At 66.4% G+C, this 19,849-nt stretch carries 20 protein-coding genes and 1 tRNA gene; 6 read left to right on the top strand and 15 right to left on the bottom strand.

From position 1 onward, the window contains the following. Position 1: 1 nt before the first annotated feature. Positions 2-811, bottom strand: coding sequence for an aldolase/citrate lyase family protein (locus tag AC07U1_RS16480; RefSeq protein WP_495178273.1), 810 nt, complete (start codon positions 809-811; stop codon positions 2-4). Positions 812-957: 146 nt separating this feature from the next. Here AC07U1_RS16480 and AC07U1_RS16475 point away from each other — a divergent pair, with 146 nt between their 5' ends. The 3 genes from AC07U1_RS16475 to AC07U1_RS16465 are packed head-to-tail and all read left to right on the top strand — an operon-like array spanning position 958 to position 3,517. Next, a complete protein-coding gene (locus AC07U1_RS16475) occupies positions 958-1,620 on the top strand; it encodes a M23 family metallopeptidase (protein WP_495178274.1) in 663 nt (220 codons plus the stop codon). 3 nt (positions 1,621-1,623) lie between these two features. Beyond that, on the top strand, positions 1,624-2,139 hold the full coding sequence (locus AC07U1_RS16470) for a sigma-70 family RNA polymerase sigma factor (RefSeq protein ID WP_187142347.1): 516 nt from the start codon (positions 1,624-1,626) through the stop codon (positions 2,137-2,139). 52 nt (positions 2,140-2,191) lie between these two features. After that, positions 2,192-3,517 (top strand): DNA alkylation repair protein, encoded by a 1,326-nt coding sequence (locus AC07U1_RS16465; RefSeq protein ID WP_495178275.1) that lies wholly within the window; start codon positions 2,192-2,194, stop codon positions 3,515-3,517. Positions 3,518-3,533: 16 nt separating this feature from the next. On the opposite strand, the gene AC07U1_RS16460 is transcribed toward AC07U1_RS16465, so the two are convergent. From AC07U1_RS16460 to AC07U1_RS16400, 13 genes are all read right to left on the bottom strand, one after another. Continuing rightward, positions 3,534-3,610 (bottom strand) — tRNA-Met (locus tag AC07U1_RS16460). An 87-nt stretch (positions 3,611-3,697) separates the two neighbouring features. Next, positions 3,698-4,177: a 2'-5' RNA ligase family protein gene (locus AC07U1_RS16455; RefSeq protein ID WP_495178477.1), complete on the bottom strand. Its 480-nt coding sequence runs from the start codon at positions 4,175-4,177 to the stop codon at positions 3,698-3,700. 219 nt (positions 4,178-4,396) lie between these two features. Further along, the gene (locus AC07U1_RS16450; protein WP_495178276.1) at positions 4,397-5,155 is read right to left on the bottom strand and encodes an alpha/beta fold hydrolase; all 759 of its coding nucleotides are present in this window, start codon (positions 5,153-5,155) and stop codon (positions 4,397-4,399) included. A 30-nt stretch (positions 5,156-5,185) separates the two neighbouring features. After that, on the bottom strand, positions 5,186-6,127 hold the full coding sequence (gene mltG, locus AC07U1_RS16445; RefSeq protein ID WP_495178277.1) for an endolytic transglycosylase MltG: 942 nt from the start codon (positions 6,125-6,127) through the stop codon (positions 5,186-5,188). Beyond that, on the bottom strand, positions 6,124-6,402 hold the full coding sequence (gene acpP / locus AC07U1_RS16440; protein WP_495178478.1) for an acyl carrier protein: 279 nt from the start codon (positions 6,400-6,402) through the stop codon (positions 6,124-6,126). The genes mltG and acpP overlap by 4 nt, the downstream gene beginning before the upstream one ends. 35 nt (positions 6,403-6,437) lie before the next feature. Next, positions 6,438-7,697: a beta-ketoacyl-ACP synthase II gene (fabF, locus tag AC07U1_RS16435; protein WP_056349227.1), complete on the bottom strand. Its 1,260-nt coding sequence runs from the start codon at positions 7,695-7,697 to the stop codon at positions 6,438-6,440. A gap of 181 nt (positions 7,698-7,878) precedes the next feature. Then, entirely contained in the window at positions 7,879-8,115 is a 237-nt protein-coding gene (locus AC07U1_RS16430; protein WP_003039428.1) for an acyl carrier protein, read from the bottom strand. A 44-nt stretch (positions 8,116-8,159) separates the two neighbouring features. Beyond that, positions 8,160-9,362 carry a serine hydrolase domain-containing protein gene (locus AC07U1_RS16425; RefSeq protein WP_495178278.1) on the bottom strand — a complete coding sequence of 401 codons (1,203 nt, stop codon included), beginning with the start codon at positions 9,360-9,362 and terminating at the stop codon, positions 8,160-8,162. Positions 9,363-9,393: 31 nt separating this feature from the next. Then, complete coding sequence (locus AC07U1_RS16420) at positions 9,394-11,202, bottom strand: tetratricopeptide repeat protein (protein WP_495178279.1); 1,809 nt, start codon at positions 11,200-11,202, stop codon at positions 9,394-9,396. Between the two features lie 484 nt (positions 11,203-11,686). Beyond that, positions 11,687-12,304: a hypothetical protein gene (locus AC07U1_RS16415; RefSeq protein ID WP_495178280.1), complete on the bottom strand. Its 618-nt coding sequence runs from the start codon at positions 12,302-12,304 to the stop codon at positions 11,687-11,689. Continuing rightward, positions 12,277-12,678, bottom strand: coding sequence for a VOC family protein (locus AC07U1_RS16410; protein ID WP_056349214.1), 402 nt, complete (start codon positions 12,676-12,678; stop codon positions 12,277-12,279). Before AC07U1_RS16410 ends, AC07U1_RS16415 begins: the two co-directional genes overlap by 28 nt. 13 nt (positions 12,679-12,691) lie before the next feature. Then, entirely contained in the window at positions 12,692-13,231 is a 540-nt protein-coding gene (locus AC07U1_RS16405; protein WP_495197750.1) for a DUF3617 domain-containing protein, read from the bottom strand. Between the two features lie 92 nt (positions 13,232-13,323). Continuing rightward, positions 13,324-14,286 (bottom strand): TonB family protein, encoded by a 963-nt coding sequence (locus AC07U1_RS16400; RefSeq protein WP_187142353.1) that lies wholly within the window; start codon positions 14,284-14,286, stop codon positions 13,324-13,326. A 105-nt stretch (positions 14,287-14,391) separates the two neighbouring features. Here AC07U1_RS16400 and uvrB point away from each other — a divergent pair, with 105 nt between their 5' ends. The 3 genes from uvrB (at position 14,392) to AC07U1_RS16385 (ending at position 19,159) form a co-directional block, all read left to right on the top strand. Next, positions 14,392-16,578 (top strand): excinuclease ABC subunit UvrB, encoded by a 2,187-nt coding sequence (uvrB, locus tag AC07U1_RS16395; protein ID WP_495178281.1) that lies wholly within the window; start codon positions 14,392-14,394, stop codon positions 16,576-16,578. A 7-nt stretch (positions 16,579-16,585) separates the two neighbouring features. Then, positions 16,586-17,554 carry a Gfo/Idh/MocA family protein gene (locus AC07U1_RS16390; protein WP_495178282.1) on the top strand — a complete coding sequence of 323 codons (969 nt, stop codon included), beginning with the start codon at positions 16,586-16,588 and terminating at the stop codon, positions 17,552-17,554. Between the two features lie 99 nt (positions 17,555-17,653). Continuing rightward, positions 17,654-19,159: a S10 family peptidase gene (locus AC07U1_RS16385; protein WP_495178283.1), complete on the top strand. Its 1,506-nt coding sequence runs from the start codon at positions 17,654-17,656 to the stop codon at positions 19,157-19,159. 166 nt (positions 19,160-19,325) lie between these two features. Here the strand turns inward: AC07U1_RS16385 and AC07U1_RS16380 are convergent, their stop codons facing one another. Then, positions 19,326-19,763 (bottom strand): hypothetical protein, encoded by a 438-nt coding sequence (locus AC07U1_RS16380; RefSeq protein WP_492740055.1) that lies wholly within the window; start codon positions 19,761-19,763, stop codon positions 19,326-19,328. Between the last annotated feature and the right edge of the window lie 86 nt (positions 19,764-19,849).

The raw sequence follows: 19,849 nt of genomic DNA, 5'->3' as shown, positions 1-19,849 counted from the left end.
CTCAGGCGGCGACGCTGGCGAGATGCGCGCGCTTGGCGACCGCGCTGCGCTCTTCCATCATGCGGATGCGCGGCAAGTCCTCGGCGGCGATCGCACCGTAATAGTCGCGCTTGTTCTGCAGCCAGGCAAGTTCGAACGCGACGGCATTGGCGACACCGGCGTCGAAGCCGGCGCTCTCGACCGCCGCGCCGTCGAACACGATCTTGCGCGTCTCGAAGCGGTCGAGCCGGACCGCACGGACTTCGCGCAGCGCCGCCGCCGCCTCGACCGCGACCGAACCGCCGACGACGAGTTCGAGGTCATGCTCTGCGCAGGCGTGCGCCACGCGCAGCACCGCATCGGTGATCGCGCGCTCGTTGATCGCACCGCGCGGCATCCCCCGCGACAGCGTGAAATCGACGCGGCCGAACACGATCCCATCGATCTCGCTCGCCAGCGGCAGCATCGCGTCGAGATTGCCGAGCGTGGTTTCGGTTTCGAGGTTGAACAACATGCGCGTGTCGCCGCGATCGGCGCCATAGACCTTGGCGGCGGCATCGACGAATTTCGAGAGCGCATAGGGCGTCTCGACCATCGGCGCGATGATGTAGTCGGCACCGTAGAGCTTTGAAGCGTGGAGGTCGGTGACCGCCTCGCAGCCGCCGATCTTGAGCGCGAATTTCAGGTCGGCGCGCCAGGTCAGTTCGAGCAGGCGCAGCAGTTCGTCGGGGCGCGTGCCCTCGGCTTCGAACTCGGCCTTGACCGCGACGACACCGTGGTGGTCGCGGCCCTTTTTGAGCATGTCGAGCATGCGTTTTTCGGTGGAATTCATTTTCCGTCTCCCTTCGGTGCAAAGGCTGGTGACACAGCCGAAGACGAAGGAAGGCGGTGCATTCCGTAAGGATTTCAGCACAAAAATATTTCTGCTGGCCGATCCAAGGCTAGGCACGCACCGTTCCGTCATTACAGGAAATGCCTGTGCCCCCGGCTCTTCGTCCAACCCTCGCCTTGTGGCTGCTTTGCGCCGCGGGAAGCGCGACAGCAGCCGAACAGGCGGTGCTTCCGTCGGGCGACAGCACCGCGGTGCGCGAACGCATGACCGGCTGGTCCGCGCCGCCGCCCGCGCCCGTCCTCGCACCGCCGCCGCAGCAGCGCGCACCGTCCGCCCCGGCCCGCCTGCCTCGCCTCTCCTCGGGTTTCGGCACCCGCGTCGATCCGATCGACGGCAGCCACCGCGCCCACCGGGGCCTTGATATGCCCGGTCGCGCCGGGACGCCGATCCTTGCCGCGGCGCCGGGAACGATCGCCTTCGCGGGCCGCGCCGGGGGTTACGGCCAGATGGTCGAGATCGACCATGGCGGCGGTCTCAAGACACGTTATGCGCATCTGTCGCAGATCCTGGTGCGGCCGGGCGAAACGGTATCGCGCGAACAGGCGATCGCGCTGATGGGATCGACCGGCCGCTCGACCGGCAATCATTTGCATTTCGAGGTCCGGATGAACGGCCGCCCGACCGATCCGCTCGGCTGGTTCGGCGGCGCCGCCGCGCCGCGCGCCGCGATCGCCGATGCCCCGGTCGCGCCCCCCGCGCCGCATATCTCCGACTTCGCGCGCCGCCGCGCGCCGGCCGAAGCGCGCTAGACGATGGAAGCGGGCGACACCGCCAACGATCTGCAGCGGGTGCTGCTCGGCGAACGACCCCGGCTGGTCCGCTTCCTCGCCGCGCGCGGCGCCGGGGACGAGGCCGAGGATCTGTTTCACGACCTGTGGCAGAAGGTCGCCGTGCTGCCCGACCGCGCCGTCGACGACCCGCTGTCCTACCTGTTCCGCGCCGCCGAAAATCTGATGCGCGACATGCGCCGCGCCGCGATCAGCCGCGACCGGCGCCAGTCCGAATGGCACGGCCTGTCCGACGCGCCGCACGACCGGCCGGCGGGCGAGCGGGCGCTGATCGCGCGCGAGCAGCTGACGGCGATCGAGGCCACGCTCGCCGCGCTCGGCCCGCGCGCCGAACGCATTTTCCGCCGTTATCGGCTTGACGGCGCCGGACAGGCCGATATCGCCGCCGAATGGGGGATCAGCCTGAGTTCGGTCGAAAAGGACCTGCAAAAGGCCTATCGGGCGATTGCGGAATTGAAGGCGCGCTTCGATGCGGAATAGGTCACCCGGCTTCGTCATGGGGTAAAATCCCGTCGAAACAGGGAAGTGGGGAATGCCGACGCATCCATCCGAGCTGAACGAGATCGCCCGCCGCTGGGCGATCCGCGTCGGCGACCCCGCCTTCGGCGATTGGGAGGCGCTGACCGCGTGGCTGGAAGCCGATCCCGCGCACCTCGCCGCCTATGACGCCGCGGTCGACGGCGAAACATGGGCGAGCACGGCGCTGGCCGGCAAAAAAATCCGCGCCGAACGAATGAGCGAGCCGAGCACCCCCGCCCTGCTGAAGGATATTCTGGGGGTCCAGGCGCTGACGACCATCGCCGATGCCGGCCGCGCCGCCTCGCCGCGTTTCGATCGCGAGGCGTTTCTCGCCGCCGCCTCGGACGGTCTCGACGCGCTGTCGATCATGGAACGGGTGCGCCATATCGCCGACGCGCTCGCCGTCGCCCTGCCCGCCGACTACCCGGCCGCGCTGCCGATCGTCCGCACGATGGCGCCGCGCCTGACCCACGGTTTCCAGGCGGTTGCGGTCACCGAATATGTCGCGCGCCACGGCCTCGGCGATTTCGAGGCATCGATGGCGGCGCTCGCCGACCTCACCCGCCATGGCACCGCCGAATTCGCGATCCGGCCGTTCCTCGCCCAAGCTCCCGATCGCACCCTCGCTATGATGCTGCGATGGACGGATCACGAAAACGAGCATGTCCGCCGCCTCGCCAGCGAAGGCTGCCGCCCGCGCCTGCCCTGGGCGGCACGCGTTCCGGCGTTGAAGGCCGATCCGACGCTCGGCGCCCCGATTCTCGAAGCGCTGAAAGCCGACCCCGCGCTCTATGTGCGCAAATCGGTCGCCAACCATCTCAACGACATCGCCAAGGACCGCCCGGACTGGCTGCTCGATCGCCTCGGCGGCTGGTCGCAGGCCGATGCCGCCACAAAGTGGATCGTCCGCCACGCGCTGCGCACGCTGATCAAGGCGGGCGACCCGCGCGCGCTGGCGCTGATCGGGGTCGGCCATGGCGCCGCGGTCACCGTACAGCGCTTTGCCGTCGAACCCGCGACCATCCGCCTCGGCGACCAGATCGCCATCGCGGCCACCCTCGCGTCCGATGCGACCGACGCGCAGTCGCTCGTCGTCGACTATCGCATCCACTATGCCCGCGCCGGCGGCAAGACCGCGGCGAAGGTGTTCAAATGGAAGAGCTTCGACCTCGCCGCCGGCGAAACCGCAGCGCTGGCGATCCGCCAGACGATCCGCGATTTCAGCACGCGGCGCCATCATCCGGGCCGCCACGCGGTCGACCTGATCGTCAACGGCCGGACGATGGCGACGAGCGCGTTCGAGATCGAAGGACGTAGGGACCGTCCCGGCCCTGCCTGATCGATATGGGAAGATTTGGTAGCGGAGGAGGGACTTGAACCCCCGACACCCGGATTATGATTCCGGTGCTCTAACCAGCTGAGCTACTCCGCCCCGAAAGGCCGCCGCACCCAAGATCGGGCGGGCGAGCCGCGCCTATAGATAGGCGGTGCGCCCCGGTCAATATGCTCGCTGACCTCGTCAGCGCCTGCCGCGAAAATTGCGCGTGACCGCGGTTTCCCAAGGACCGCCGCGATAATGATGCGCGGCCAGTCCCACGATCGACAGCGGACGCGGATGGAAATCGCGCCGCAATTCGGCGAGCAGCGCCCTCGCCTGCGCGGACTCGACCTTGTTCTGGACCGTGATGTGGAGCCGCGGGATGCCGCGATCCTGCGCTGACAGCGATCCGGCGAACCAGTCGGCGATATATTCGCGGATCGCGAGCAGTTCGGGGCTGTCGACGCGATAGGCGACCCCGCCACCGAGCGAAAATATGTCGCTCACCGTCGCGGGCGGCGGCCCGTCGGCGACGATCGCCTTGAGCAGTCGGTCGAGTTCGGCAAGGCACGACGGCGGCAGTTGGTGGAACAACGTGAGATGCGCGCGGAGGACATTGCGCTCGGGCGGGAAATGGGTCTGCCGCAGCGCATCGAAAAAGCGCTGGTCGGCCGCACCCATCGTCGCGGTCACGATGATGGGCGCGGCACCAGCGACCCGGCCGGGAGGGGGGGTGGCCGGATCGCCGATCACGAACGGAATTGGGCGCGGCAGGGAGGAGGGGGATGGCCATCGTCCATGGGACACCCGTTCGGGATCGCCGCGCATGTGGTTCGCCGGCCCGCAAACTTCCAATCGATTTTGTTCGTCACAATAATCGTACAAAGCGATGACATAATATTATCCGGTGCTTAGCCCGCTCCAGAACGCCTTCAGCGCCGCGGCGACCTCGACCGGGCGCTCGGCGATCGCCCAATGCCCTGCCCCGTCGATCACCGTGAGCGGGGTGCCGGTGGTCGCCGCAAAGCGCTGCGCCACCGACAATTCCACATAGGGATCGCCCGCGCCCCAGACGAGAGCGCCCGCCTTCGGCAGCTTCGGAATATCGAGCGCCCAGTCGTGCGCGAAGCTCAGCCCCTTCGCCGAACGATAAAGTTTCAGGATCGCGCGGCGCTTGTCCTTGTTCGCCCACTGCCCCGCCTCCTCCGCCGCGATGTCGGCGGGCATCCCCGCCGCCGCGAGTCCCTGGGCGAGCTTCGCGGGCTTGCTCAGCGCCATGAACAATTCGCCGAGGATCGGCGTGTTCCAGATCCGCGCCAGCCGGTGCCCGCGATAGTCGGGGTCGATCACCGCGTTCGACACCGCCCAGCTGCGCAACAGGTCGGGCCGCAGCATCGCCACCCGCTGCGCGATCAGCGCCCCCCAGTCGTGGCCGACGATATCGATCGGACCATGCGCCGCGAACAACGCCTCGGCCTGCCCCACCGCCCAGTCGGCATAAGCCTCCTTGGTCGCCGGAAAGCCCACGGGCAGCGGCGCGGTGAAGCCAGGCAGCGCGGGCACCGCGACGGGCGTGTCGCCGAGGTCGAGTTCGGCGAGCAGTGGTCGCCAGATCGCCGGGCTGTCGGGAACGCCGTGGAGGAAAAGCTTTGCCGTCATACCGTCTCCCCTCGCCGCCGCCGATGCGACCTATTCGATCTCTCCGCGCTCCCGGCGCAGCGCGTACCATTTCTGCACATTGGCATTATGCTCGCTCAGCGTCCGCGCGAAAATATGGCCGCCGTCGCCCTTGGCGACGAAGAACAGATAGTCGTTCGCCTCGGGATCGAGCACCGCGGCGATCGACGCCTTGCCGGGGTTGGCGATCGGACCCTGCGGCAGGCCCGCCATGCTGTAGGTGTTATAGCCGTTCACCGCCTGGATTTCGGAGCGGAGGATGCGGCGGCCGAGCGGCTTGCCCTTGGTGATCGGATAGATGATCGTCGGGTCGGCCTGGAGCCGCATGCCGACACCGAGGCGATTGGTGTAAACCCCCGCGACGGTGCGGCGCTCGGCGGCGACGCCGGTCTCCTTCTCGACGATCGAGGCCAAGGTCATCGCCTCGTTGCGATCCTTGACCGCGGTGCGCGGGGATCGCTTTTTCCACAAGGCGTCGAACGCCCTGTCCATCGCCGCCTGCATCCGCTTGACGACGGCGGCGCGGCTTTCGCCGGTGGTGAAGGCATAGCTGTCGGGCAATATGCTGCCCTCGGCGGGCACCGGGATTTCGCCCTTGAGCCGCTTTTCGGCCATCAGCCGGTCCCACACCATGATCGACGGCATGCCCTCCGGGATCATCACCAGGCGCTGGATCGTCTTGCCCGACTGGAACAGCGCGAGGATGTCGCCCGCGTCCATCCCCTTCTCGATCCTGTATTCGCCGGGCTTGATCGGGGCGGCGCCGCCGAAGAAGCGCGCCTCATTGCGAAAGCTCGACGCCGACACCGCGCCCGCCTTTTCGACGATTTCGCCCGCTTTGGCGATGCTCGCGCCCTGCGGGATGACGACGACGGCATCGCGCGGCGCACCGCCCGAACAGGCAGCGAGGAGCAGGGCCAGCAGGGCTGTCACAAACAGCCTTTTGCGGATCATGCCTTGGTCTTCGCGATATATTCAACGACTTTGTCGACCGAACAGAGTTGTTCGGCGGCATCGTCCGGAATGCTGATCGCATATTCCTCTTCGAACGCCATGATGAGTTCGACAAAATCGAGGCTGTCGGCACCCAGTTCGGTGAAGCTGGACGTCGCAGTAACCTTGCCCGGGGCAAGTCCCAGATGTTCGGACACGATCTCGATGACGCGTCGCTCGACCGGCGATTGCGCCGGGGCCGGCGCATTCGCGCTGCACGCCGCCGGGGCGCACAGCACCACGGGTGCCAGGAGCGCCGCGGCTGCCCGCATCAATCGACCGCCTTGACGATCAGGCTGGCGTTGGTGCCGCCGAAACCGAAGCTGTTGTTGAGCGCCGCCTTGACGACGCGCTTCTTGGCCTTCCACGGCACCAGGTCGACGCCGTCGGTGCCTTCGTCGGGATTGTCGAGGTTCAGCGTCGGGGGGACGATCTGGTCGCGGATCGCGAGGATGCAGAAGATCGTCTCGACCGCGCCAGCGCCGCCGAGCAGATGGCCGATCGCCGATTTGGTCGAGCTCATCGACACATTGGCGATCTCGTTGCCGAACAATTTCTTGACCGCGCCGAGCTCGATCGTGTCGGCCATCGTCGAGGTGCCATGCGCGTTGACATAGTCGATATCGCCGGGGGTCATGCCTGCCTTCTTCAGCGCCATTTCCATCGAGCGATAGGCGCCGAAGCCCTCTGGGTGCGGCGCGGTGACATGATAGGCGTCGCCCGACAGACCGTAACCGACCACCTCGGCGTAGATCTTGGCGCCGCGTGCCTTGGCATGCTCATATTCCTCGAGCACCACCACGCCCGCGCCCTCGCCCATGACGAAGCCGTCGCGGTCCTTGTCATAAGGACGGCTGGCCTTTTCAGGCGCGTCGTTGCTGCTCATGTTGAGCGCGCGCGCCTGTGCGAAGCCGGCGATGCCGATCGGGCAGATCGTCGCCTCGGCGCCGCCCGCGAGCATGATGTCGGCATCGTCGTCGCGGATCATGCGCGCCGCGTCGCCGATCGAATGCGCGCCGGTCGAACAGGCGGTGACGACGGCATGGTTGGGACCCATCAGCCCGTATTTGATGCTGACCTGGCCCGAGATCAGGTTGATCAGACGGCCGTGGACGAAGTGCGGCGAAACGCGGCCCGGTCCCTTTTCGGCGAGCAACAGGCTTTCGCTTTCGATACCCGGCAGGCCGCCGATGCCCGACCCGATCGAGCAGCCGGCGCGCAGCTTTTGCTCGTCGGTCATATCCTCGAGGCCGGCGTCCTCGATCGCCTGGCCCGCGGCGTCGATGCCGAAGATGATGAAGGGGTCGACCTGGCGTTGCACCTTGTGGTCGACGCGCTTGCCGGGGTCGAAACCATATTCATGGTCGGGCCCCTTGACCTCGCACGCGATGGTGCATTTCTGGTCGGAGGCGTCGAAATGGGTGATCTGGCCCGCGCCCGATTTACCGGCGAGCAGATTGGCCCATGTGGTTTCCACATCGGCGCCCAGCGGCGTCACCAAACCCAATCCCGTCACCACAACCCGGCGCATAGTCATTCCTTTCGTCGGTCCCCGTTCGCCCGGGACCCGGCAGCATCATCGGCGCCCTTTTAGGGAAAGCGGGCGCATAAAAAAAGCTTCCCGGTCTCTGCGCGCGAGCGCTCGGGACCGGGAAGCCGGAAACGCGTGGGCGGCGTCGCCGCCGCGTCCGGCCAGGCCGGACCGCAGGGCGTTAGCCCTTGTTCGCTTCGATATAGTCGATCGCATCCTTGACGGTGGCGATCTTTTCCGCCGCGTCGTCGGGGATTTCGACACCGAATTCTTCTTCGAACGCCATCACCAGTTCGACGATGTCGAGGCTGTCTGCGCCCAGATCGTCGATGAAGCTCGCTTCCTCGGTGACCTTGTCGGCTTCGACGCCCAGATGTTCGACGACGATCTTCTTAACCTTTTCGGCCGAATCGCTCATGCGCTATTCCTTTTCTGACTAAGCCGTGAATGTTGAAATTTGCCCTAGTGTGCGCCAGCGGGGCTGGCAAGAGGGCTGGCGTCGGGGTGCCCGGCGCGTGCTTTGTCGACCAATGCCTCCTCTGCGGCGCTATAGGCCGACCGCTTCCCTTTCTGCCCCTCCGGCACCTGTGTGACGAAATAGGCGATGCCTTGCCCGCGTTCAAGGTCGAACCACAATCCCGACCGCAAACCATAGGCATCGCCCGAATGACCAAGGCGCAGGCGGCCGTCGCCGAACAAATCGTCGCGGCACGCCGGATCGGCAAGCGCCGGGCCGCCATTGCTATGCATCGCAACGCCATATTCGCAGAAAAAGCCGCCGGTCCCCTCGCCGCTCGTCGGATGCACCGGGGCCATCGCCTCCAGCCGAACCAGGCTTTGGGGCTTCAGAAAGCCGCCACCGCGGCGAAGAAACATCACGCCGATCCGCGCCAGCCCGTTCGCCGAAATACGCAAACCGCCCTGCGGGCTGAACCCCGCGCCATGCCGGCCGAGGCGATAGGTGGCAAGGTCGCAGCTGCCATCGGCGGCGGGGACGACCGGGCACGCCGGTCGCCGCCCTTTCAGGTCGTCGCGCTGAACGCTGCCGTCGGCGCCGTACAGCACCACCGCGCGCGCAACCGCTCCGTCGCCGCACGTCGTCCAGTTGAAACAGGCGTCGAGCTTGAGCGGCTCGAGGACCAGCCGTGCCATCGCCCGGTCGAACCGTTCGCCGGTCGCCGCCTCGATCACCGCGGCGACCACCGGATAGTTCAGATTGGCATAAGCGAAATCGCCCCCCGGCGGTCGGGCGATGTCCCACGCCGCGGGATTTCGCAGGACCCTTTCCAGATCGGTGCCGAGCGGCAGCGCATAGTCGATATTGTCGGTCAGCCCGGCGCGGTGGCCGAGCAATTGCGTCAGCGTCACCGGCGCATCGGGATGCCCCGGCGCGCGCAGCCGCCAGCCGAGATAGTCGGACACGTCGCGGTCGAGATCGAGCGTCCCGGCCTCGACCAGCCGCATCACCCCGAGTGCGACGACCAGTTTGGAAATGGACGCGATCCGTACCGGATCGTCGGCGGTCAGCAGTCGCCCGGCATCGCGATCCGCCGCGCCTTCGACGACCCGCGTTTCGATGTGGCCCTCGCGGTCGAACGCGACCGCGACCGCGGCGGGCGGAACCGGCGCGGCGGCGAGGGTCAGGGCGGCTATCGCGGTCAGCATCGGGCGATCCTGTTCGCCCGCGAACCCACTGTCAATTGGTCGCCCTGGCTGCGGCGGGCGGCGCCGCCGATCCCGGCCCGACGACACCCGATTCGCGCAGCGCGATCGACGCGCGCGCGATCACCGCGGGGGTGATCATGAACTGGCGCAGCACCATTTCGGGCGGCGCGGCGGCCGGCTGGCCGGTATAGTCGAGCAGCCGGCGCCACAATATCCGCGCTTCGTCGACCTTGCCCATCCGCGCCAGCACGACCGACCGCACCATCAGATATTGCGGTTCCATATTGCTCGGCGAGGGCATCCGGTCGAGCAGCGCCAGCGCCTCGGGCTGCTCGCCGCGCTGCGAGCGCAGGAAGGCGAGCGTCACCGCGGGAACCCCGGCGTGCGAATCGTCGAGCATCACCGAACGCGTCAGCAACGCCTCGCCGTCCGCCGTCAGCCCGCACGATGTCTTGAACAGCCCCATGAACCCCGCAAGATCGGGGTCATAGGGATTGAGCTCGACCGCGGCGTTGCCCATCGCCACCCCGCGCTGGCATTGACCGACATAAAAATGGGCGCGCGCCATCGCAAAAATTCCGGCTGCGCTGTTCGGCGCGGCCGTATAGGCGCGCCGGGCGAAATCCTGCGCCTCGGCAAAGGCTTGCTTACCCTTGGGCGTCGCGCGCAGCGGTTGCCAATCGCCGAAACGCAGCAACGACAGCGCGCCAAGCGGCACCGGATCGCCCGGCAGGTCGACGATCGTGGCGCGCAGGCAACGGTCGACCCGCTGCGCCGCCACGGGAGTGCGCATCTGCCGCAACCGGTTGAACTGCGCGAGGCACGGGAAGCCCGGCGCATAATTGTTCGGCTCGCGCTGCAACTGGTCGCGCACGATGATCCCATAATCGCCCGCCATCTGCGCGATCGCCGGCTCGAGTCCGCGAAATTCGGGAATATCGTCCTGCCCCAGCCGAATCTGCTGCGACCAGATCGCGCGCTCGTCGGCAACGCGGTTGAGCACCAGCGTCACGTCGACCGCACCGCCCTCGAGCGCGCGGACGATCGAGGCATCGAGGCGATAGTCGGCGGGGGTCTGCCGCGCCGCGGCGCCGGGACCGCGCGACGACAGCAATTGCACCAGTTCGAAACGCCGCAGCCCGTCGCGCAGCTTGCTGTCGAGCCCGCGCGCCATCGCCCGCGACGGCCCGGTGTCGCCCGCCGCCGGGCTGCTCACCTCGATCGTCGGCATGGCGACGAAATCGGCGCCGAGCAAATGTCCGTCGGAACGGGCGAACCACCATCCGGCCGCGGCCGCGAGCGCCAGCGCCACCGCAAAACCCAGCCACAGCCAGATGCCGCGCGGCCGCGATGCGGCGGCCTGCGCCGGCCTGGCGGGTACGGCGCTCCCGCCCGCGGCTTCCGGGATCGCGGCGCCGGCTGGCCCCTGCTCATCGTGCGGCGCGTCGGGCGCCTCGGCGCTCCGCGAACTCGGCGGCGCGGCGCGATGCTGGACGACGATCTCATAGCTACCCTGCGGCACGCGCAAACGGTGCAGCCACGGCGTCTCAGCATAATAACGGTCGAGCAGGTTGCGCAGCCGGCCAACCATCACGCGCGGATAGCTGTCGACCGCGGGATCGAAATCGGCACTGCGTCCCAGCGCCTCGGTCGCGATCGCATAGGCCTTGGGCGCGGTGCGATTGCCCTGCAGCCGGTGGTCGGCCAGATATTGAAGCAGGCGGGTGAGCACCGGCGACCGCACGAACATCGGCGATTCGAGCAGGCGCGCCAGTTCGTCGGCGACGATCCGCTCGGCATCATCGCTGCTCTGGTCAACGCTCGCCTTCGTGCGGTCCATACTACCCCCAAATGCCCACAAGCGAGCTGCGGCGTGGTAGATACGCCAATAACGGGGCGCGACCAGCCGTTGTTACTTCTTCGTAACGGTAACAACGAACGCGAGTTCCATAACATAATATTGCGCGGCGGCAAAGTGTGTGCGGAAAAAGCCCAAACAAGGTTAAAAATTCCTTAATGGATTGCGACAACCCGCTACGTGACCCGATGTAACTCGCCAACTTGTCCCATTTCGGGCATTCCATGATTGTGGCGACGTTGTCTTCATGACGTCGCTGTCTGGTCCGGGCCTTGGTCTGGCTTGACGAATTGAGGTTGGTGAATCGGCAGGTGCGAGCTGGTCCCTGGCGCCGGTCATATGGTTCGCCCGCCTCATACAAAGAGACTTCGCCGGGCGGGCGAATAGCCCCACCTGTTTTCCCGCCCGGCAAGTCCATCCATCCTTCCACAGCCGAAAATCATGTGCGCGCGCCCTTGCCGGCGCATCATCGTCGCCTGCGCTGTGCATAAAGCCGCAGCGCGAGCGCGACAAGAAAGAGCGGCGCCAATATCCGCCCCTCGACATGATAGGCGGGGTCGGCGTGGATCGCCCGGCTCGCATAGCTGATGAAAAAGATCAGCCAGATATAATGGATGCCGATGCGGTGGAGCCAGGTCCAGCCGCGCCCGAGCAGGCGCTGCGACGCGTCGTTCGAGGTCAGCACCATCAGATAGATCATCGCATAGGCCAGCCCGCCGCCGACCAGCGTCGCGACCGGCCGCGGGCGAAAGGCGATGATGTTCACCAGCAGCGCGGCGAGATGGATCGTATGCGCCAGCGCGAACCCCAGCCCCCATTGGCGGCGGCGCCTTAACAGCGCGGCGGTGATCGCCCCCGGCCACAACCGCCACAGGGTCGACGCGAGATAGGCGACGAGAAAGACCGGCGCGGCGGCACGGGCGGTCCAGCGCGCCGCGAGCAGCGCCTCCTGCGGCGCCCCCTTGCCGGCGAGCAACGCCGCGCCGACCGCGACCAGCCCCGCCGCCAGTCCGATGAGGAGCGGCGTCCACCGCCGGTCGAGCCAGACCGCGGCGCTCAGGCCGGGCCGATCCGAAAGGCGCAAAGCTTGTTGCCGTCGAGGTCGCGGAAATAGGCGGCGTAAAAGGCCTGCTCGCCTTCGTCGCCGCGCACCCCCGGCGCCCCTTCGCACGTCCCGCCGAGTTCGAGCGCCCTGGCGTGCAGCGCATCGACCTTGGCACGCTCGTCAACGACCAGCGCCGCCATATGGCCGTTGCCGCGATCCGCGGGCTGGCCGTCATAGGGCCGCGTCACCGCGATCCCCGGCTGGCCCCAGCCGGTGCCGTACAGCGTGAAACCGTTGGCCTCCGTATCCGACATGCGCATCAACTCGCTGGCGCCGATCGTCCCGAGCAGCGCGGAATAAAATTCCCGCGCCCGGTCCAGATCGCTGGCGCCCATGGTCACATAACCCAGCATGACTCGTCTCCCTTCAGATTTTCGCGACCGGCGCTTCGGGGACCGGGATGACGATATCATCCGGCCCGCACTCACCCTTGCGTTCGCCGGTCACATGCCAGACCATCTTGCCCTTGACCGAACCATCGGGTTTGAGCCCGGTGATCGTCGCCGTCACATCCTGCGCGGTCGTGCCGCTTATTCCCTTGCCCGCAATCGTCATCGATCCGCCCGGCCCTTCGCATGTCGCGGAAAAATCGACATTCTTGCCGCTCGAAATCCGCCGTCCAAAGCGACAATCGCCACCTTGCGAAGCCAGATCCGCGACACGCTTCGCAATATCCATCCGCTCGGCCAGTTCGGGCGTGATGCACAGCGTTGCGTTGCCCAGTTCGGCGAACATCGCGTTCAACTCTTCCCTGGCATTCGCCGGAGCACCTTCGCCGCTCAGTTCGAGAACCTCGATCTTTTGCGTCCAGCTGCCGGGCCGGGGCTTTTCGGGCGGCGCCTGTTCGGCCGCCCCCTTGTCGCCGCACGCCGCGAGGACGAGGCTGCCGGCGAACGCCAGAACCATGCCTCTTGTCATGGCCATTCCCCTGTCCTTCGAAATCATGATGCGATCATCCTCCCCATATCGTCCGGCTTGGCAATGCCAATATCGCGGCGCTATTTCGCTTTCTCGGCCATCCGCCGCGCGATCGGTCCTTCGACCTTCATGACGTCGACGAAAAGCTTGTCGGGCCGGGCCGCACATTCGAGCCGGGCCGCGGCAAAGCGCATGTCGAACGCCGCCTTCTTTTCCTTGAACTGCGAAACCTGCGTCAGCATGCCCTGCGACAGCGCGCTGATGCCCAGCATCATCGAATAGAATTCATTCTTCTCGCTCGCCGGCCAATTGGCGGCCCACCAGCTTTCGTCGCGCGCGAACTGGTCGCAGCGATAGCGCAATATGCCGCCGCCGGGCCCGGGCGTGCGGTAATTGTCGAAGCTGAAGGGCACCCGCACCGGCAGCGCATAAGGCTGCCCCGCCCCATCGCGATAGGGGCGATAGCGCGACGCGGTGGCGGCTTCGAGTGCCGCCGCGTCCAGCGAGGCCGACCGGCTGCTCTGGAATACGACCGCGTCGATCATCCGCCCGTCGGGACCAATTTTGCCGTCGATCACCACCTTGCCATGTTCCCCCGCCGCGCGTGCCGCATCGCTGAACACCGGTTCGACGCGCGTCACATACATGGGATGACCGCCCGCCGCTTCGAACGAAAAGGGCAACAGCGCGGGGACCGCAATCGCCTTGCCCGCCTTGTCGACCGCCGGGGTGAATTTCAGCCCGCGCGCCGCAGCCAGCGCCGACGCGTCGAGTTCGGGCGGTGCGTTGCTGTACCGGATCGCCGCTTCGCTGACACTCCCCTCGGCGGTCACGATGATCGATATGCGTCCCTGGCCCAGCATTCCCGCCGCACGCTGTTCGTCGCTATAGGCCGGCTGGAATTCGCCGATCAGCCGCGGCCCCCGCGCCATCTGCGCCTGGTTCGCGAGCGCCTCGACCATCGCCGGACTTTTTCCGACTTCGACCGTTTCGGCGGGCGACGCGGCTGGTGCGGTGGCATCGCCCTGCAGCGTCATGGCCATGAAAATAAGCGGCAAAACAGACAGCGACACCCTATCCCCCTCGAAAGCCCGACCCCCTCGCCTTTCGGCCTTGGATTGGCGCCTATAACCTCCATATTGGCGGGGATGGCAATTCAGATTCGCACCTCGCTCGACGAAATCGATACCGCCCCCGATTACGTCCCCCACCGCCCCGCGCGCCCCGACAAGGTCGAGGGCGGCAGGGCGTTCGAACTGGTCAGCGAATATGAGCCGGCGGGCGACCAGCCGACCGCGATCCGCGAACTGGTCGATACCGCGCTGACCGGCGAGCGCGACCAGGTGCTGCTCGGGGTCACCGGCTCGGGCAAGACCTTCACCATGGCCAAGATGATCGAGGCGCTACAGCGCCCGGCGCTGATCCTCGCCCCGAACAAGATTCTCGCGGCGCAATTATACGGCGAATTCAAGAGCTTCTTCCCGAACAACGCGGTCGAATATTTCGTCAGCTACTACGACTATTACCAGCCCGAGGCCTATGTGCCGCGCTCCGACACCTACATCGAAAAAGAGTCGAGCGTGAACGAGGCGATCGACCGCATGCGCCACTCGGCGACGCGTGCGCTGCTCGAACGCGACGATGTGATCATCGTCGCGTCGGTGTCGTGCCTCTATGGCATCGGCTCGGTCGAGACCTATTCGGCGATGATCTTCGACCTCAAGAAAGGTCAGGTCGTCGACAACCGCGAGATCATCCGCAAGCTCGTCGCGCTCCAGTATAAGCGCAACGACCAGGCCTTCGCGCGTGGCAATTTCCGCGTCCGCGGCGACAGCCTCGAAATCTTCCCCTCGCATTATGAGGACATGGCCTGGCGGGTCAGCTTCTTCGGCGACGAGATCGAGGAGATCACCGAGTTCGACCCGCTGACGGGCAAGAAGATCGCCAACCTCAACCATGTCCGCATCTATGCGAACAGCCACTATGTGACCCCCGGCCCGACGCTCAAGCAGGCGTCGGAGGCGATCAAGCATGAACTCGCCGAGCGGCTGAAAGAGCTCGAAGCCGAAGGCCGGCTGCTGGAGGCGCAGCGGCTCGAACAGCGCACCAATTTCGACCTCGAAATGATCGCCGCGACCGGCAGTTGCGCGGGGATCGAGAATTACAGCCGTTTCCTCACCGGCCGCCTGCCCGGCGAGCCGCCGCCGACTTTGTTCGAATATCTGCCCGACAACGCCCTGCTCTTCGTCGACGAGAGCCACCAGACGATCCCGCAGATCGGCGCGATGTCGAAAGGCGATCACCGCCGCAAGATCACGCTCGCCGAATATGGCTTCCGCCTGCCCTCGTGCATCGACAATCGCCCGCTGCGTTTTGCCGAATGGGACGTGATGCGTCCGCAGACGGTCAGCGTCTCGGCGACCCCGGGCACCTGGGAAATGGACCGCACCCAAGGTGTCTTCGCCGAGCAGGTGATCCGCCCCACCGGCCTGATCGACCCGCCGGTGTTCATCAAGCCGGTCGAGGAACAGGTCGACGACCTGATCATGGAGGCGAAAGCGACCGCGGCGGCGGGGTATCGCACCCTCGTCACCACGCTGACCAAGCGCATGGCCGAGGACCTCACCGAATTCCTCCACGAAGCGGGTCTCAAGGTCCGCTACATGCACTCGGACGTCGAGACGCTCGAACGCATCGAGATCATCCGCGACCTGCGGCTCGGGGTGTTCGACGTGCTCGTCGGCATCAACCTGCTGCGCGAAGGGCTCGACATCCCCGAATGCGGCCTCGTCGCGATCCTCGACGCCGACAAGGAGGGCTTCCTGCGCAGCGAAACCAGCCTCGTCCAGACGATCGGCCGCGCCGCGCGCAACGTCGACGGCCGCGTCATCCTCTACGCCGACCGCATCACCGGCAGCATGGAACGCGCGATGCGCGAGACCGACCGCCGCCGCGAAAAGCAGGAGGCGTATAACGCCGAGCACGGCATCACCCCGACGACGATCAAGCGCAACATCGGCGACATCATCGCGCATGTCGCGTCGAAGGATCAGGTGACGATCGACATCGGCGACGACAAGCCGGCGCATATGGTCGGCCACAACCTCCGCGCGTACATCGCCGACCTCGAAAAACAGATGCGCGACGCCGCCGCCGACCTCGAATTCGAGCAGGCGGGCAAGCTCCGCGACGAAATCCGCCGGCTCGAAGCCGACGAACTGGGCCTGCCGGCGGATCAACAAGTGGCACCGCGCGTCGGGCGCTCGAACGAGGGCAAGCCGGGCACGCGCAAGGGGCGGTTCGGAAAGGCTAGCAAGACCAAGTGGGGCCGGTGACGACCCGATGGCTGTGATCCGCTGGGGCATGATCGGTTGCGGCGACGTAACCGAGCGCAAAAGCGCGCCCGCCTATCAGCTGGTGGAGGGTTTCGCCCTGCACGGCCTCTATGGCCGCATCCGCGCAAAGGCCGATGATTATGCCGCCCGTCACGGCGTACCGCATGTCTTCGATAGCGCCGAGGCGCTGATCAACGCCTCCGATATCGACGCCGTCTATATCGCGACCCCGCCCGACAGCCACGAGGCCTATGCGCTCGACGTCGCGCGCGCGGGCAAGCCCTGCTGCATCGAAAAGCCGATGGCACCCGACCACGCTGCCTGCGTCCGTATCCGCGACGCCTTCGCCGCGCGCGACCTGCCGCTCTTCGTCGCTTATTACCGTCGCACGCTCCCCCGCTTCCGGCAGGTCAAGGCTTGGCTCGACGAGGGTGTGATCGGATGCGTGCGCCATGTCGACTGGACGCTGACCAAGCCTGCCAGCCCCGCCGATTTCGAAGCGACCAACTGGCGCGTCGACGCCGCGGTCGCGCCCGGCGGCTATTTCGACGATCTCGCGAGCCATGGCCTCGACTTGTTCTGCTGGCTGTTCGGCGAGGTTGCCGACGTCGCGGGCTTCGCGGTCAACCAGCAGGGCCGTTACAGCGCCGCCGATGCGGTGACCGGATGCTGGCTGCACCGGGCGGGCGTGACGGGGTCGGGAAGCTGGAATTTCGGCGCGGCGGAGCGGCAGGACCGGGTCGAGATCATTGGCAGCGGCGGCCGCATCCTGTTTTCGATCTTCGACGACGCGCCCCTGCGGCTCGTTCGCGACGGCACCGCCGTCGAGACGGTCGTCGAGCATCCACCGGTCATCCAGCATTTCCACGTCGAGGCGATGCGCGATCATCTCGCGGGTCGCGGCCCGCATCCCTCGACCGGCGAAAGCGCCGCGCATACCGCTTGGGTGATGGACCGAATCCTGTCGCGCCGCTGAGGCTCTCCGCTTCGACCAAAGCCCCACCGCCACCGACCGACACCCTTGCCCGCTCCCCGTGCCCGGATTAGCGTCCGCGCCTCAACCGGGGAGAAAATCATGAAATCGGGTCCGTCGCTCATCGCCCTGGCGCTCGCCTTTGCCGCGCCTCCCATCGTCCATGCGCAGGACGCGCCCGCCGACAAGGCCAAGGCAGAAAAGCCCACCGACATCACCCCGCAGGTTCGCACAACGAAACTGAGCGGAACCTTCGGCGGCCAGCGGATCAATTACGCCGCGACGATCGGCGAGACGATCATCAAGACCAAGGACGGCGTGCCCGAAGTCGCGGTCGTCACCACCTCCTATATCAAGGAGCCGCGCGACCCGAACCGCCCGATCACCTTCCTGTTCAACGGCGGCCCGGGATCGGGCACCGTCTGGCTGATGATGGGCGCCTTCGGGCCAAAGCGCGTCGCGATCCCCGGCACCGGGGTCGACGACGGCGCCCCGCCCTATCCGATCGTCGACAATCCCGACGCCTTGCTCGACGTCACCGACGTGGTGTTCATCGACCCGCCGGGCACCGGTTTCTCGCACCTGATCGGCAAGGCCGACCCGAAGGATTATTATGGCGTCACGCAGGACGCCAAGCTCGTCGCTTCGGTCATCCGGCTGTGGCTCAACGACAATGGCCGCTGGAACAGCCCCAAATATCTCGGCGGCGAAAGCTATGGCACCACCCGCTCGGCCGCCGTCGCCAACGAGTTGATGAACGACACCTACAATGATGTCGCGCTCAACGGCATCATCCTGATCTCGACCGTGCTCGATTTCGCGGCGGGCGCCGACACGCCGGGCAACGAGCTGTCGCCGATCACCAACCTGCCCTCGATGGCCGCGACCGCGCTCTATCATGGCAAGGCGAGCGCGCCGTCGGTCGAGGGCTTCGTCGAGGAAGCGCGCCAATGGGCGATCGGCCCCTATGCATCGGCGCTGCTCAAGGGCCAGAAGCTCCAGGGCGAGGAACGCGCCGCGATCCGCCGCGAGCTCGCGCGCTTTACCGGCCTTAGCGAAACCTATCTCGAACAGGCCGACCTGCGCGTCACCCCGCAGCGCTTCTACAAGGAATTGCTGCGCGACCGCGGCCTCACCGTCGGCCGCCTCGACAGTCGCTACACCGGCAAGGATTATGACAATGCCGGCGAAGGACCCGACAACGACCCCAGCTTCTATGGCATCGACGCCTCTTATACCGCCGCGATCAACAGCTGGGCGCGCGACGGCCTCGGCTTCAAGACCGACCGCGAATATCAGTCGATCGGCAGCATCGGCGGGCAGTGGGACTGGCGCATCGGCGGCCGCGACACCAACGCCTACCTCAACGTCGCGCCCTATATCGGGCAGGCCTTGCGCGAGAACTCAGGGCTGAAGGTCTTGGTCGCCCAGGGCTATTATGATTTCGCGACGCCCTTTTTCGCCGCCGAATATGCGCTGTCGCGCACCGGCATCCCGCAGGACCGCATCCACTACACTTACTACGGCGCGGGCCACATGATGTATATCCGCGACGAGGATCGCCACAAATTGTCCGAGGATGTGCGCGCCTTCATCCGGGCGCGTTGAGCGCGGGCGAATGGCCCGTGCCGGGCAACAACGCTAGTCGCCCCCGCGCGAAGGCGGGGGCCGCTGGCCGCCTTGTTCAGCAGCGCCCCGTGAACCGATGGCGGCCCCCGCCTTCGCGGGGGCGACGCGTCAAATGGCGTCGGATCCGCTCTCCAAACCTGGCACGTCAGCGCAGCACGCCCTTCGCCGCCATCGCGCGGGCATAGAAGAACAGCGCGAGCAGGATCACCCAGACGGTGATGCTCGTGTAGAGCGGAATGTCGCCAAGCAATTGCTTCAGCCGGTCGCCATTCTGCACAAGCTGGTAATAGCTTACTGCCGCCAACCCCGCTGCCGACACCATGAAGGCAATCGGCGCATGGCGCGATCGCATCAGCAACAGCAGCGAACCGATGAAGGAACCGAAACCGCCAACTGCCCAGCCCAGATTGGCCCACGTCGGCGTCGACAGGAAAAAGGCGCGCTGCGCCTCATTATATTGCGACAGCCAGAATTCATTCTGCATGTTTGTCATCGTGAAATCGACCACCGGGAACAGGTTCCATAGCAGCGATAGACCCCCGACCACCCATAGATGCCAGGGTGTTTTGACCCCATTGTTCATATTCACCTCCCCCTCCAGAAAGAGGCGCGAAGGCTATCACCATTTCAAGACGCGGGCAATGAGTGATATATCGACACAATACACTG

The organism is Sphingopyxis sp. GW821-FHT02C12, assembly GCF_059421785.1.
The sequence above is the reverse complement of the archived record's forward strand: the minus strand, read 5'-3'. Positions and strand labels throughout refer to the sequence as shown.